We start from the raw sequence: 14,359 nt of genomic DNA, 5'->3' as shown, positions 1-14,359 counted from the left end.
AGCCGTACGTTCGTTGAGGTCTGCCCCTACTGCGCAGGGCGGCGCCGCTGGGGTGCCGGCGGGACTTCCTTGGCGGCCACCACATCGGCAAGCCGGATAACGACGTCGGCCTGCCGCGTCCGGACGGTGCACGCACCGCCGTCGCACATCACCAGGTGCCCCAAAGCGTCAGTGAAGCCGTGTTCGAGCCTGTACCGGACCACCACCCGGGTTCCGGGTTCGGCGGCGGAAAGGAATCCGGCAGGCGTAGGAGGCTGACTCACCAGTTCATACTAGGGTGACCGGCTAGGTTCGCGGGAACGGGCTGGGAGATAATAGGCTCAGATGTCGAGAGTCCGGCCGCAGCTGCCGGATGCAAGTACCGGCGGGTTGCCGGAACCAACGTGGAGAGGCCAGGGACGTGACGTACGTAATCGCGCAGCCGTGTGTAGATGTCAAGGACAAGGCGTGTATCGAGGAATGCCCCGTCGACTGCATCTACGAGGGTGAGCGTTCGCTGTACATCCATCCGGACGAATGCGTGGACTGCGGAGCCTGTGAACCCGTATGCCCTGTTGAAGCCATTTACTACGAGGATGACACCCCGGAGGAGTGGGCTGACTATTACAAGGCCAATGTGGAGTTCTTCGACGACCTGGGTTCCCCCGGGGGTGCCGCGAAGGTCGGCAACACGGGCAAGGACCACCCGATGATCGCCGCGCTGCCGCCGCAGAACCAAGACCACTGACGCGGGAAGACGCCGTGACCGCAGCAGCGAAGACGTTCGGCCTGGACCTGCCCGACTACCCGTGGGAGGCCATGGCACCGTACGTTGCAAAGGCCTCGCAGCATCCCGATGGTGTTGTCAATCTTTCCATCGGTACCCCCGTGGACCCCACGCCCGCCCTGATCCAGGATGCGCTGAAGGCCGCCGCTGATGCCCCGGGATACCCGACCGTCCATGGCACGCCCGCCCTGCGGGAAGCTATTGCCGGGTGGTTCGAGCGACGGCGCGGGGTGGCGGGACTTGATCCCCGCAACATCATGCCCACCGTTGGCTCGAAGGAACTGGTGGCGTGGCTGCCGCTCCTTTTGGGGCTGAAGCCCGGCGACGTCGTTGTGCGCCCCAAGGTCGCCTACCCCACCTATGACATCGGCGCCACCTTTGCAGGGGTCACCTCCGTCGCAACTGACAACCTGGATGAGCTCGACGACGCCACCAGGGCACGTGTCCGCCTCATCTGGGTTAACTCGCCGGGAAACCCCACGGGCAGCGTCCGCAGTGTTGACTCGCTGAGAGCGTTGGTTGAGCAGGCGAGGGAACTGGACGCTGTCGTGGCTTCTGATGAATGTTACGCGGAGCTGGGCTGGGGTTCCTGGGATGTCCAGCGCGGCGGCCAGGCAGTCCCGAGCATCCTGGATCCCCGGGTTGCCGGCGGGTCCCACCAGGGGCTCCTGGCCGTCTACTCGCTGAGCAAACAGTCCAACGTGGCAGGCTACCGGGCAGCATTCGTTGCCGGTGATCCTGACCTGATGCCCAATCTGGTGAACAGCCGCAAGCACGCGGGCATGATCGTGCCCTATCCGGTGCAGGAGGCAATGCGGGTGGCGCTGGGCGACGACACTCACGTAAGGGCCCAAAAGGACTTGTACCGGGGACGCCGCGAGCGGCTGGTTCCGGCCCTCCTGGACTTCGGCCTCGACATCAAGGATTCCGACGCCGGCCTGTACCTGTGGTCCACAGCAGGCGAGAGCACCTGGGACACCGTTGCCCGGATGGCGGATCGCGGCATCGTCGTGGGTCCCGGCGTTTTTTACGGCGACGCCGGCAACGGGTACATACGCGTGGCCCTGACCGGTTCGGACGAGCGCATCGACGCAGCAGCAGCCCGCCTGGCTACAGCGCCGTAACAATCCTGTGACTCGCGCCACAACCGCGGGGTTTTGGGGCCCTGCAAGCCGTCCCGGATTAGTGGCACCCGCCAAGGAGCGGTACTTTTTAAGTGACTATCAATGGTGGCTTTCTACAAGAAGGCAGCCCGGGTGTTGGAACCTGTCTTCTCAGGCTTCGTGCGCGGCTCACCTGATGTTGGATCAAGCTTTCGACAGAGGCCCAGACGCCTCATGAAGGGGACTCCATGACTGAGACCAACAATGCTGCGACCCTGCACCACTCAGGAGGCGAGCTCAAGCTGCCGCGCATCCAGGTTGTTGAAGGAAACGAGGGCTACGACGTTTCCAAACTGCTGAAGCAGACGGGCGCAGTCACCTTCGACCCCGGCTTCATGAACACAGCAGCCACAACTTCGGCTATCACCTACATCGACGGCGATGCCGGCATCCTGCGTTACCGCGGATACCCCATCGAGCAGCTGGCACAGCACTCCAGCTTCCTTGAGGTGTCCTACCTGCTGATCTACGGCAACCTGCCCACGCCCACCGAACTGGACGAATTCGACCAGAAGATCCGCCGGCACACGCTGCTGCACGAAGAGCTCAAGGGCTTCTTCGGCGGCTTCCCGCGTGACGCGCACCCGATGCCCGTCCTGTCCTCGGCCGTTTCCGCGCTGTCCACGTTCTACCAGGACTCGCTGGATCCCTTCAACGCCGAGCAGGTGGAAGTTTCCACTATCCGCCTGATGGCCAAGCTTCCGGTCATCGCGGCCTACGCGCACAAGAAGTCCATCGGCCAGCCCATGCTGTACCCGGACAACTCGCACAACCTGGTGGAGAACTTCCTCCGCCTCAGCTTCGGCCTTCCGGCGGAGCAGTACGAGGTGGACCCGGTTGTCGCCAAGGCCCTGGACCTGCTGCTCATCCTGCACGCGGACCACGAGCAGAACTGCTCCACCTCCACCGTGCGCCTGGTGGGCTCGTCCAACGCCAACCTGTTCGCGTCCGTCTCGGCAGGCATCAACGCACTCTTCGGCCCTGCCCACGGCGGCGCCAACGAGGCCGTACTCAAGATGCTCCGCCAGATCCAGGCCGACGGCACCAAGCCCGAGGACTACATGGAAAAGGTCAAGAACAAGGAAGACGGCGTCCGCCTCATGGGCTTCGGGCACCGCGTCTACAAGAACTACGATCCTCGCGCCAAGATCGTCAAGGCCACCGCCCACGAGATCCTCAGCAAGCTCGGCGGCCACGACGAGTTGCTGGACATCGCCCTGCGCCTGGAAGAGAAGGCGCTGAACGATGACTACTTCATCCAGCGCAAGCTTTACCCGAACGTGGACTTCTACACCGGCCTGATCTACAAGGCCATGGGCTTCCCGGAGAAGATGTTCACCGTGCTCTTCGCGATCGGGCGCCTCCCCGGCTGGATCGCCCAGTGGCGCGAAATGATCAGCGACCCGAACACCAAAATCGGCCGCCCGCGCCAGCTCTACATCGGCGAGCCCGAGCGGGACTACCCGGTCCGCTAGTCCCCACCGGCTCCCGAACCTCGCAAGCTCGGTCCGGGTCCCTCGCCGGCGTGGGCCCACCCACCGGCTCCCGAACCTCGCAAGCTCGGTCCGGGTCCCTCGCCGCTGTGGCCACAGGTTCAGCCGGGCATTTACGACGTCGGCCGCCCACCTTTCAAAGGTGGGCGGCTGACGTCGTTAATCACCAGGTTCAGGAGGCGTACCCTGGGGGTTGTTTGTCTGCCAGCGCCAGTGGTCCTCGCACATCTGGTCGACGGTCTTGGTGTGGACCAGCTGAGGTCCGCCAAGGCAGAGGTGGTGTCGGCCCGGAAGGCGGGGAGGTCACCGGCACGGCGGCCCGGCATGCCGTACGGCCGCTGCAACACATCCGTGCTAAATAGAAGGGGTGCCCAAAATCGTTGATGCCGAAGCCCGGCGCCAGGACGTTGTTGAAGCCGTACTCCGCATCATCGCAGCAGACGGGCTGGAGCGTGCCTCCCTTCGGGAGACGGCGGACGAGGCAGGGCTGGCCGTTGGATCTGTACGGCACTACTTTGCGGGCAGCGAGGAACTGCTGGCATTCTCCTTTGCTTCCGTCGTGGACCGCATCGTAGGCCGCCTTGAAGCGTCGCTGCCGGACGTGCAGGCTGCTGCTCCCGGAACCGCGGATCACCGGGCCGCCGTTTTAGCCCTGTTGTGCGGTCTCCTGCCCCTTGACGCACCGCGGGCGGTGGAGCTCTGTGCGTGGATGGCGTTCAAGAGCGCTGCACGGGTCCGGCCGTTCCTTGTTGCTGAAGCAGACCGGAGCCACCGGGAGGTTGCCGTTATCGTAGGGCGGGTTGTCACCGCGCTGAGGCCCGAGGGGGAGCCCCGGGAAAGCCTCGTGGTGGAAGCGGAGCGGCTCCTGGCTACGCTGGACGGGTTGTGCATGCATGCGCTGCTGCAGCCTGGCTGGATGACCCGGGAGATGTGCGTGGACGTCCTTGAACGGCACCTCGACGGGATGTGATCTGTGCCGCTAACGTGGGCAGCGAGGGGCATAGACTGATAACCGGGGGCGCTACGCGATCACCCGTCCCTGCAAGGGCACGCCACGGAAGGACGTCGGATGTATCAAACAAGCGGTACCAGGTGGCAAATCACGGCGGACACATCAGGGCCCCTGATGATAGCCCTGTTCGTCCGGGATACTGCAGGGCTCGACGGTGCAGGCCACCCCGCGCTGTCCCATGCAGCGCCTAAGGTCCGCAGGGTTGACCATTCACACCTGACCGCCGACGTAGGCGGCTTGAGTGCGCTGAAGACTGAGTGGGAGGCGTGGTGGGAACAGCTCCTCAAAGCCCATCCCCAGACCTCCCCGGAGCTGGCTCCGCCAGACTTCGAGGCGTTTGGCAACTCGCCGGCCCTTCAGCGTGTGCTCCAGGCCCACTTCGGGGCTGCGCTCACATACGCCCGGGAGCGCAGGAGCGAATATGCCGAACTTGAGGCGGAACGTGCCGCGAGCGGAACGGACCAGCTGCTTGAGGACATGGTGGATGACAGGCTGATGGAAGTGGGACGGGACTCCCGCGACTTTAAGCTGACCATCATCGAGCTGCCCCTGAACGAGCAGCGGGCCTGGTACCTGGAACCGGACAAGATCATCATGAGCAACCAGCTGATGGCTGAACCTGAGCTTTTCCGCAGCTATGTGCAGCCGGTGGTGGAGATCCTCGTTTAGGGAAACCCGGTGGCCGGACCTCAGCTGCCGTCGCCGTCCGCGGCTACGGTAATCCGCACCTGTCCGTCCGGGCCCGCCGTTTCCTGCCACCCGTCCCGGGCAGCCCGGGTCCAGCTCTGTCCGGCTACCTCCACCCGCGTAACCTCGAACCCTTTGGCGTTGGCAACTGCCCACTGTGCCACTGACCATGCCTGGCTGCCGGCGGCGTCCACCACCAGTGTTGCACCGTCAACCGCTGTTCCCAGCGGACCGTAAGCCTGGCCAAGTTCGGCCGACAGCGCGGCGATGTCCCCGCCGGCTTCCGTTGAACGCAGCGTGCACTGGACTGCTCCAGGCGTCTGGCCTGTCAGGCCGGAGGCAAAGGTCCGGCCCATCTGCTCGTGCTGAGCATAGGCGGTGGGATAGGCAGAGCGCTGGACACGCTGGGCTGCGTCCGTGATTTCGAGGGATTCGTAGTTCGGAACCTTGACCAGGGCGTCGTAAAAGGCGTTTGCGGCGTAGTAAGGATCCATGACCTGTGCCTGGGTTCCCCATCCCTGTGAAGGACGCTGTTGGAACAAGCCGCGGGAATCCGGTCCGGCCTGGTCCCCGTGGTCAATATTCCGCAGCTTGGACTCCTGCATTGCGGTGGCAAGAGCGATGCTCGCAGCCCGCGGCGGCAGCCCGCGCTGCACGGCCACGGCCGTGATCAGGGAGGCATAGACAGCCTGGTCCGGGGCCAATTCGGAAGTACGTTCGCCAATATCGGCCCTGCAGCGTTCCGAAACGAGGGTTTCAGAACGCTGCAGGAAAAACACGGCCGAGTAAATGCCGCCAGCCACCAGTGCCAGGGTAAGCAGCAGAACTGCGAGGCGGCGCAGTCCGCGTCTTCGTCCCATCTGGAGGATCAGTTGGCGTGCAGCGCGTCGTTCAATTCGACGGTCTGCCCGGCGCGGGGGAGTACCTCCACGGCGCCCGTGGTGGAGTTGCGGCGGAACAGCAGGTTGGGCACGCCGGAGAGTTCAGCGGCCTTGACGATCTTGGTAGTGTCCTCGCCCACTTCGTCCTTGGGCCCCGGCACGCGCACCCGGGTCCCGGCCGTCACGTACAGGCCCGCTTCCACCACGGAGTCATCACCGATGCTGATACCCACACCCGAGTTTGCGCCCAGCAGCACCCGTTCGCCGATGGTGATCTTTTCCTTGCCGCCGCCCGAAAGCGTGCCCATGATGGACGCGCCGCCGCCCACGTCACTGCCGTTGCCCGTCACCACGCCGGCGGAGATGCGGCCTTCCACCATGGAGGTGCCCAGCGTTCCGGCGTTGAAGTTGACGAACCCCTCATGCATCACAGTGGTTCCTTCGGCGAGGTGCGCGCCCAGGCGAACGCGGTCGGCGTCGGCAATCCTTACTCCGGAGGGCACGACATAGTCCACCATGCGCGGGAACTTGTCGATGCCATAGACGGTGACGGCGCCGCGGCGCCTCAGCCGCGCGCGGGTGAGCTCAAAGCCCTCCACTGCCGCGGGGCCGAAGTTGGTCCAGACAACATTGGGCAGCTTGGCGAAGATGCCGTCCAGATTGATGGTGTTGGGCTGGACCAGGCGGTGCGAGAGGAGGTGCAGCCGCAGGTAGGCGTCGACGGTATCGGCCGGGGCTTCATCGAGGTTGATCTGGACAAAAACAACTTTTTGCTCGGTGCCGCGGTCCTCGTCGGCACCGTTCTCGGCGATGCTCGTCAGGGTGTCGTCCGCGTTGTCAACGGAACGCAGGTCCTCGGCGGCAACACCGAGGGCCGGCGCAGGAAACCAGGCATCCAGGACGGTGGCGTCACCGGTGGCAATGGTGGCGACACCAAAGCCGTAGGCAGAGCGCCGGTCAGTGGTTGCATTAGAGGTTTCGGGCACGGCGGAAGAAGCAGTCTCAGTCATGGCCCCAGTCTATCGACGGGCGGGGACAGGCTCCGAACTAGACTGGCTTCGTGACTGCCGAAACCACCCCTGAACAATCAACCCTGATGCTGGACCTCCGCCAGGACGTCGCGCTCCTGACAGCTGCCATCATGGACATCAACAGCGTGTCCGGACACGAAACGGAACTTGCGGACGCCGTCGAAGCGGCGCTGCTGGCCCTACCGGACCTGCACGTCGTCCGCGACGGCGACTCGATCATTGCCCGCACTGAGTTGGGCAACGCGGAACGCGTCATCCTGGCAGGCCACCTCGACACCGTTCCGCTGCCCCTGACCGAGGGGTCCAGTGGTACGGTCCCATCCAGCTGGGAGTCCGGGGTGCCCGGGGAGGGCGTGCTGTACGGCCGCGGTGCCACCGATATGAAGGGCGGCGTCGCGGTGCAGCTGGCGCTGGCTGCCACACTGTTCGACGGCGGGGCGGCGCCCAAGCGGGACGTCACCTTTGTTTTCTACGATCACGAGGAAGTCGAGGCCGTGAAGAGCGGCCTGGGCCGCCTGGTGCGCAACCACGGCAACCTGCTTGACGGCGACTTCGCCATCCTGCTGGAACCGACCGACGGCACGGTAGAGGGCGGCTGCAACGGCACCAGCCGGTTCGAGGTCACCACGGTGGGCGAGGCAGCCCACTCCGCCCGCGCCTGGATGGGAAGCAACGCCATCCATGCGGCGGCTCCCATCCTGGCCAGGCTGGCAGCCTACGAACCCCTTACCGTCAACGTGGACGGGCTCGAATACCGGGAAAGCCTTAACGCCGTGAAGATCAATGGAGGGACCGCCGGCAACGTCATTCCGGACCGGTGCGTGGTGGAAATCAACTACCGCTTTGCGCCGGACAAAACGCCAGACCACGCAGAAGCGGTGGTTCGTGAACTCCTGGAAGGGTTCGACGTCGTCCGCACCGATGCTGCCGCCGGTGCACGCCCGGGGCTCCAGCACCCCGCGGCTGCCTCCTTTGTTGCTGCCGTGGGCGCTGAACCCAAACCGAAATACGGCTGGACCGACGTCGCCCGTTTCAGTGAATTGGGTATCCCGGCCGTGAACTTCGGGCCCGGTGACCCTCTGTTGGCCCACAAGGACAACGAGCACGTCGACGCCGACGCCATCCGGAAGTGCCTGGCTTCGCTGCAGGACTGGCTAGCTGGCTGACGCCAGGACCCGCCTGGACTTAACGGACGATGGCCCGGACCGTAAGGTCCGGGCCATCGCTCTTAGACAGAAGGGCTTTTGCGAAACGGTCAGGGGACCGGGGCGTTGGCCTTTTCCGGTTCGGCCTTGGCCACGCCACCGGCGGCCTTCTTGGATCCGCGGCGCTCGATCCAGACGGCAATCCTTGAAACGAGGATATTGATGGCGATGTAGATGGCAGCGGCAACAAAGAAGATGGGGAACAGGAACTGCGTACCCAGGAAGTCGGCCATCACCTGGACGGCGCGCAGGAGCTCACCGTACGCCACGATGTAGCCCAGCGAGGTGTCCTTGAGGAGGACCACCATCTGCGCCACGAGCGACGGCATCATGCGCCGGATAGCCTGCGGCAGTTCAATCAGCATGCGGGACTTGAAGCTGGTCAGGCCGATGGCCAGCCCGGCTTCACGCTGCCCCCTGGGCAATGACTGGATGCCCGCACGAATAATTTCCGCAAACACTGCTGAGTTGTACAGCACCAGGCCGGTGACAACGGCAATGAACGGCGAGGTGCCGAAGCCGAGGAGGACAAACAGCATCATCAGGACCACAGGCATGCCGCGCAGGAACTCCAGCACCACCCGGACAGGAATCCGGATGAAGGCGACATCCGAAATGCGCAGCAGGCAAAGCAGCAGTCCCAGCGGGAAGGCGATGACCGCCGCCAGGGCGGCAGCACTGAGGGTGGCGCCCAGGCCGTTGCCCAAGAGCGTCCACACATCAGCCCTGGTGAAGATCTGCCAGCGGCGTCCTTCAAAGATGCCCTGCTGCGCGAAGGTCATGATGATCCAGGCCAGCAGGCCCAGAATCAGCAGGGAACCGACGATGGAACCGATCAGGGAGATGCGGCGGGCTTTGGGGCCTGGAACGTCGTAAAGAACTGAGCTCATCGGGCAATCGCCACCTTTCGTTCCACCGTGCTGGCGAGGATGCCCAGCGGAACGGTGAGGAGCAGATAAAAGAACGCAACACCCAGCAGGACGGGGATGACGGCGTCACCGTTGGCGTTGGCGAGCTGCCGGCCGTAGCCGAACAGTTCCAGGACAAAGAAGGCACCGGCCACAGACGAGTTCTTCACCAGCGCGATCAGGATGTTGATCAGTGGAGGGACCACCGTCCGCAGGGCCTGGGGCAGGATGATGAGGTTCAGGACCTGCCCGAAGTTCATGCCGATGCTGCGCGCGGCTTCAGCCTGGCCCACCGGGACGCTGTTGACACCTGAGCGGACAGCTTCGGCGATGAAGGCTGCGGTGTAGGTGCTGAGGGCAATGATGGCTGCAATTTCGAACTGCTCGAACTTCACTCCAAGCCGGGGAAGGACGATGGCCGCGAAAAAGAACGCAATGGTCAGGGGAGTATTTCGGAGAACTTCGACATAGACCGTGCTGAACCCGCGGAGCGCGGCCACCGGGGAAACCCTGGCAGCCGCCAGGAGGGTGCCGAGGACGAGTGCGATGACTCCGGAAACGGCGGAGAGGAAAAGTGTGCGGAGAAAACCGTTCCAGTACAGGGGAAGGTTTTCAAGAATGACGTCCATTGGATCCTTTGGCTGTGGGCGTGGACGGGAGCGAAGACGGCGGTTGCCGGGGCCGCAGAGCAGCCCCGGCAACTACTGGGGCTGCTTAGTAACGGTCAAGCTCGGGCAGCTCAGGGGCGGTCTTGATGACCGAGCCGGCAGTTGCTTCCCACGCCTCCTTGTAGGACCCGTCCTCTTCGAAGGACTCCAGCTGGTCGTTGATCCAGTTGCGGAACTCGGTGTCATCCTTCTTCAGGCCGATGCCGTAGGGCTCTTTGGTGAACGTCTCGTCAGAGGCGAGCTTGAAGGCGTCGGGTTCCTTGTCCACGAATCCGGCGAGGATCACGTTGTCCGTGGTGACCGCTTCAACCTGCTTGTTGCGCAACGGCTCGAGGCAGGCGGAGTAGGTGGCCGCGGGGACGAGCTCTGCGCCATACTTGTCCACAATCGTTGCGGCGGGGGTTGAACCGGTGACGGAACAGACCTTCTTGCCCTTGACGTCCTCGGGGGTCTTGATGGTGTCGTTGTCCTTGTTGACCATCAGGGCCTGGCCGGCCTCGTAGTACGGCCCGGCGAAGCTGACTACCTGCTTGCGCTTGTCGTTGATGGTGTACGTCGCGATGACAAGGTCAACTTTGCCCTGTTCAATGAACGGCTCGCGGTTGGCCGAAACGGTCTCGGACCATTCGATCTTGTCAGCCGCGATGCCCAGCTTGGCTGCAATCAGCTTGCCGATTTCCACATCGAATCCGACGGGCTTGCCGTCAAGGCCCACCTGGCCGAAGAGCGGCTGGTCGTACTTGGTGCCGATTTTGATGGTTCCGGCTGAAGCAAGCTTTTCCATGGTGGTGCCAGCAGCAAAGGTAGGCTCCGCGGCGACCGAGGGGTCGCCTCCCGCATCGGTTCCGCCTCCGCCGCAGGCGCTCAGGGACAGGGCGAGGGCAGCGGTGGCCGCCACGACAAACGACTTCCGCCGGGTCATAAATGCCTTCATGACATTCCTTTCATTGTGGCCGTGGGTCACGGCCGGGATGCGAACTGGGTGTGATCGTTCCGGGGGTGGATCGGGTGGGGGTAAATCAGTGGGTGAGGAGCTTGGAGAGGAAGTCCTTGGCCCGGTCGCTCTTCGGATTGGTGAAGAACTCCTCCGGGGTGGCGTCTTCAACGATCTGGCCGCCATCCATGAAGACGACACGGTCCGCTGCCTTGCGGGCGAAGCCCATCTCGTGCGTGACCACGATCATGGTCATGCCCTCCTTGGCCAGCTGGATCATGACGTCCAGGACCTCATTGATCATTTCGGGGTCCAGCGCGGACGTGGGTTCATCGAACAACATGACCTTCGGCTTCATTGCCAGGGCCCGTGCAATGGCCACGCGCTGCTGCTGTCCGCCCGACAGCTGCGCCGGCAGCTTTGGAGCCTGGTGGCCCACGCCAACCCGCTCAAGCAGGGCCATGGCGTCTTTGTCCGCGGTGGCCTTGGAAACACCCTTGACCTTGATGGGGCCAAGAGTCACATTTTCCAGGATGGTCTTGTGCGCGAAGAGGTTGAAGGACTGGAAGACCATTCCGACGTCGGCGCGGAGCTGTGCGAGTTCCTTGCCTTCTTCGGGGAGCACCTTCCCGTCGATGCTGATGGTCCCCTCCTCGATGGTCTCCAGGCGGTTGATGGCACGGCAGAGGGTGGACTTACCGGACCCGGAAGGACCGATGACCACAACAACCTCGCCTTTGCGGACATGCAGGTTGATGTCCTTCAATACATGCAGCTGGCCGTAGTGCTTATTGACGCCGTTCAGGGAGACCAGGGAATCTCCGGGCACATGAGTAGTCATAAGTAAGAATCTAGCGAACAACAGCTCTTTATGATGCGAATCACCCCAACTTCCTGCCGATCGTGATTCAAGAGATACCTCCTGCGGGAGGTTAGCCTAGGTGAATGAGCATCAACGCAGATCCGGCCAGAAACTCCCAGCCGCGCCGTAAGGGGCCCCTCGAGCTGCGCCGCAAACAGGCGGCCGTGGAGATGTCCGACCAGCATCTGCTCGACACCAAGGGTCCGGGGCAGTTCGTCCACACCGATCCGTGGCGGGTGTTGCGCATCCAGAGCGAGTTCGTGGAAGGGTTCGGTGCCCTGGCGGACATCGGTAAGGCCGTGAGTGTCTTTGGTTCAGCGCGTACCAAACCCGGCAGCCCCTACTACGAGATGGGGGTTGAAGTGGGGCGGAAACTGGCGGAGGCCGGCGTTGCCGTGATCACCGGCGGCGGTCCCGGTTCCATGGAAGCCGCCAACCGCGGCACCGTTGAAGGCAATGGGGTGTCGGTGGGCCTGGGCATCGAACTGCCGTTCGAGCAGGGCCTGAACCAGTGGGTGGACCTGGGCATCAACTTCCGCTACTTTTTCGCCCGCAAGACCATGTTCGTCAAATACGCCCAGGGGTTCATTGTCCTGCCCGGCGGCCTTGGCACACTCGATGAGCTGTTCGAGGCAATGGTGCTCGTGCAGACGCGGAAGGTGACGTCGTTTCCCATCGTCCTCCTTGGAGTCGATTTTTGGGGCCCCATGATCGAATGGATCAGGGGGACCCTGGTGGCCGAAGGCATGGTCTCGGAGAAGGACCTGGACCTGATCCAGGTGGTCGATGATCCCGCCGAAGCTGTTGACCGGGTGCTCCACGCGGCCGTAACGCCATCCTTCAAGGGAGAACAGCGGCCGGAGTAGCCGATACCGTGCGGGCGTCGGTACTGGTGCGGCCCACCCTGTCTGGCACGATGGAGCGGTGAGCTTTTTTCTGGTGTTCCTGGCCATCTGCCTGGTGGGGATGGTCTTCTGGGTCGGCCTTGGGCGGCGTTCCGGCAAGAAGGGCGACGCCCCGTTGCCTGCCCTGCTCGACGGCGGTTTCGAGCAGCCGCCCGCCAATCTTCCGCCCGTCCTGCTGCCGGCCCAGGCCGCCCCGGAGGACGTGGACCGTGTGCGCTTCTCCCTTGGCCTGCGCGGCTACAGGATGGACCAGGTGGACCAGGTCCTGGATGAGTTGCGGGACCAGCTGGTCTCCAAACAGGAGGAAATCGACCGGCTGGAGGCTGCGCTGCGGGCTGCAGAGGAAGCCGGCGGCCCGGAATCGGGCGGGAACACGGCGCCAGGAAAGAACGCGTCGTGAGCACTGTGGCGCGGGGGCAGACCGGATTCCTCCCGTCCGTCCAGGCGCTGGCGGGGAGAGCGGGAGCCGTTGTCCGGGCATGGCCCTGGTGGTTCCAGGTAACAGTTCTCTACTTCGCGGCCAGGCTGGCCAGTGCCTGCACATTCATGGCCGCTGCACTCCACCAAGGTCCCAATCCATGGTTCCCGGCAAAGCCCGATTACTGGAGTTTCATCAACATTTGGGATGCGCGCTGGTACGGCAGGATCGTCACCGACGGCTACCCCTCCATCCTGCCCACCGATGCTGCCGGAAACGTGCAGGAAAACGCCTGGGCCTTCTATCCCTTGTTTCCAGTATTGGCCAGAGGGCTCAGCGGACTGACCGGCCTGGCACCCGCGGCGTCTTTGACCATCGTCGCCATGCTCTCAGGGTGGGCAGCGGCCCTGGTTGTTTATGTCCTCTTCCGCCATAAGGCCTCCCACACCCCGGCGTTGTGGGGCGTGGCGTTCTTTGCCGCCTTTCCCGTAGCTGCCGTCCTGCAGGTGCCGTACGCCGAACCGCTGTCCCTGCTGCTCCTTGCGGCAGCGCTGCTGCTGGTGGTACGCAGGCAGTACCTGTGGGCCATTCCGGTGGTTGTGCTCCTGTGCCTGTCCCGTCCCGTAGGAGTTCCCTTTGCCGCCATGCTGGGGCTGCTCCTCCTGCGCCACCTCTGGGCATGGGCCGGCAGCGCAAAATCCGGCGGCAGGGAACAGGAAGGCACCCATTCCAAGGGCGACCTGGCAGCGCTCACGGCGCTCACCGTCGTTGGGGGAGCGATGGCCCTCGCCTGGCCCGCCGCGGCCTGGGCAGCAACAGGTGACATGCGGGCCTACACAAAAACAGAAACCGTGTGGCGTGGGGAGGACCTGGTTCCGTTCAAGCCGTGGTTCGACACCGGCGTGGACCTCTTCGGGCCGGTACTGGGCATACTGGCACCGTTTGTCTTCGTGGCACTTTTTGGCGCACTGCTCTTCCTGGCGCCTGTCCGGCAGCTCGGCGTCGAACTACGGCTGTGGTGCGCCTGCTATATGGGTTACCTGGTGGTGTTCCTGCATCCCCAGACCAGCACTTTCAGGATGCTGCTGCCACTTTTTCCCCTCGCACTCGGGGCGGTATTGGTATCACGCTCCCGGGCCTACCGGTGGACAGTGCTGGTCATGTTCCTGCTGCTGCAAATCGTTTGGATCGTGTGGTTGTGGGCGTGGGCGCAACTGCCCGGCGGCGGCGATTATCCGCCCTAGGTTTTTCGGACTTCAGCGCAGGTCAACCCTGAAATGGCACCACACCGTAAATGTCCATCGATTAGCTACGTACGGGTAATTCCCTGATAATAGTAAGTAAGCAAGGACAAAAAGCATTCAGAATACGCTCAGCCTTGGCGGTGTCCAACCCACCCCGCCATAGCGGCTTGATCGATGCGGAC

Annotated in this window: 16 protein-coding genes and 1 pseudogene; 9 read left to right on the top strand and 8 right to left on the bottom strand. The window is 63.8% G+C overall.

Annotated features, from left to right (window positions below; genetic code table 11):
* Positions 1–26: 26 nt before the first annotated feature.
* Positions 27–263, bottom strand: a complete 237-nt coding sequence (locus tag CXX84_RS01700) for a hypothetical protein (protein WP_223252918.1) — start codon at positions 261–263, stop codon at positions 27–29.
* A gap of 137 nt (positions 264–400) precedes the next feature.
* On the opposite strand from CXX84_RS01700, the gene fdxA reads away from it, so the two are divergent.
* From fdxA to CXX84_RS01685, 3 genes are all read left to right on the top strand, one after another.
* Positions 401–727, top strand: coding sequence for a ferredoxin (gene fdxA / locus CXX84_RS01695; protein ID WP_026265673.1), 327 nt, complete (start codon positions 401–403; stop codon positions 725–727).
* 14 nt (positions 728–741) lie between these two features.
* Positions 742–1,890 (top strand): succinyldiaminopimelate transaminase, encoded by a 1,149-nt coding sequence (gene dapC, locus CXX84_RS01690; RefSeq protein ID WP_102974992.1) that lies wholly within the window; start codon positions 742–744, stop codon positions 1,888–1,890.
* A 227-nt stretch (positions 1,891–2,117) separates the two neighbouring features.
* A complete protein-coding gene (locus tag CXX84_RS01685; protein WP_102974991.1) occupies positions 2,118–3,404 on the top strand; it encodes a citrate synthase in 1,287 nt (428 codons plus the stop codon).
* A gap of 177 nt (positions 3,405–3,581) precedes the next feature.
* Here CXX84_RS01685 and CXX84_RS19210 read toward each other — a convergent pair.
* Positions 3,582–3,757, bottom strand: a pseudogene (locus tag CXX84_RS19210) (UDP-glucose 4-epimerase); the annotation flags it as partial.
* A 32-nt stretch (positions 3,758–3,789) separates the two neighbouring features.
* Here CXX84_RS19210 and CXX84_RS01680 point away from each other — a divergent pair.
* A complete protein-coding gene (locus CXX84_RS01680) occupies positions 3,790–4,392 on the top strand; it encodes a TetR/AcrR family transcriptional regulator (RefSeq protein ID WP_102974990.1) in 603 nt (200 codons plus the stop codon).
* A 99-nt stretch (positions 4,393–4,491) separates the two neighbouring features.
* Positions 4,492–5,103, top strand: a complete 612-nt coding sequence (locus tag CXX84_RS01675) for a hypothetical protein (RefSeq protein WP_102974989.1) — start codon at positions 4,492–4,494, stop codon at positions 5,101–5,103.
* Positions 5,104–5,123: 20 nt separating this feature from the next.
* Here CXX84_RS01675 and CXX84_RS01670 read toward each other — a convergent pair whose 3' ends face one another.
* Entirely contained in the window at positions 5,124–5,981 is an 858-nt protein-coding gene (locus CXX84_RS01670; RefSeq protein ID WP_102974988.1) for a hypothetical protein, read from the bottom strand.
* An 8-nt stretch (positions 5,982–5,989) separates the two neighbouring features.
* Positions 5,990–7,012 (bottom strand): 2,3,4,5-tetrahydropyridine-2,6-dicarboxylate N-succinyltransferase, encoded by a 1,023-nt coding sequence (gene dapD / locus CXX84_RS01665; protein ID WP_102974987.1) that lies wholly within the window; start codon positions 7,010–7,012, stop codon positions 5,990–5,992.
* A 50-nt stretch (positions 7,013–7,062) separates the two neighbouring features.
* Here dapD and dapE point away from each other — a divergent pair, with 50 nt between their 5' ends.
* On the top strand, positions 7,063–8,199 hold the full coding sequence (gene dapE, locus CXX84_RS01660) for a succinyl-diaminopimelate desuccinylase (protein WP_102974986.1): 1,137 nt from the start codon (positions 7,063–7,065) through the stop codon (positions 8,197–8,199).
* An 89-nt stretch (positions 8,200–8,288) separates the two neighbouring features.
* Here dapE and CXX84_RS01655 read toward each other — a convergent pair whose 3' ends face one another.
* From CXX84_RS01655 to CXX84_RS01640, 4 genes are all read right to left on the bottom strand, one after another.
* Positions 8,289–9,128: an amino acid ABC transporter permease gene (locus CXX84_RS01655; protein WP_102974985.1), complete on the bottom strand. Its 840-nt coding sequence runs from the start codon at positions 9,126–9,128 to the stop codon at positions 8,289–8,291.
* Positions 9,125–9,775, bottom strand: coding sequence for an amino acid ABC transporter permease (locus tag CXX84_RS01650; protein ID WP_102974984.1), 651 nt, complete (start codon positions 9,773–9,775; stop codon positions 9,125–9,127). Before CXX84_RS01650 ends, CXX84_RS01655 begins: the two co-directional genes overlap by 4 nt.
* Positions 9,776–9,860: 85 nt before the next feature.
* Positions 9,861–10,748: a glutamate ABC transporter substrate-binding protein gene (locus CXX84_RS01645; RefSeq protein ID WP_102974983.1), complete on the bottom strand. Its 888-nt coding sequence runs from the start codon at positions 10,746–10,748 to the stop codon at positions 9,861–9,863.
* Between the two features lie 85 nt (positions 10,749–10,833).
* On the bottom strand, positions 10,834–11,589 hold the full coding sequence (locus tag CXX84_RS01640; RefSeq protein ID WP_102974982.1) for an amino acid ABC transporter ATP-binding protein: 756 nt from the start codon (positions 11,587–11,589) through the stop codon (positions 10,834–10,836).
* A gap of 104 nt (positions 11,590–11,693) precedes the next feature.
* Between CXX84_RS01640 and CXX84_RS01635 the strand changes: the two genes are divergently transcribed.
* The 3 genes from CXX84_RS01635 to CXX84_RS01625 are packed head-to-tail and all read left to right on the top strand — an operon-like array spanning position 11,694 to position 14,177.
* Entirely contained in the window at positions 11,694–12,476 is a 783-nt protein-coding gene (locus tag CXX84_RS01635; protein ID WP_102974981.1) for a TIGR00730 family Rossman fold protein, read from the top strand.
* 58 nt (positions 12,477–12,534) lie between these two features.
* Positions 12,535–12,915 carry a DivIVA domain-containing protein gene (locus CXX84_RS01630; RefSeq protein WP_189337455.1) on the top strand — a complete coding sequence of 127 codons (381 nt, stop codon included), beginning with the start codon at positions 12,535–12,537 and terminating at the stop codon, positions 12,913–12,915.
* The gene (locus CXX84_RS01625; RefSeq protein ID WP_189337454.1) at positions 12,912–14,177 is read left to right on the top strand and encodes a hypothetical protein; all 1,266 of its coding nucleotides are present in this window, start codon (positions 12,912–12,914) and stop codon (positions 14,175–14,177) included. The genes CXX84_RS01630 and CXX84_RS01625 overlap by 4 nt, the downstream gene beginning before the upstream one ends.
* The last annotated feature ends 182 nt before the right edge of the window (positions 14,178–14,359 follow it).

This window comes from Arthrobacter sp. AFG7.2, from assembly GCF_002892835.1.
GTDB lineage: Bacteria > Actinomycetota > Actinomycetes > Actinomycetales > Micrococcaceae > Arthrobacter.
Note: the sequence above shows the minus strand (reverse complement) of the source record. Positions and strands in the feature narration are given on the sequence as shown.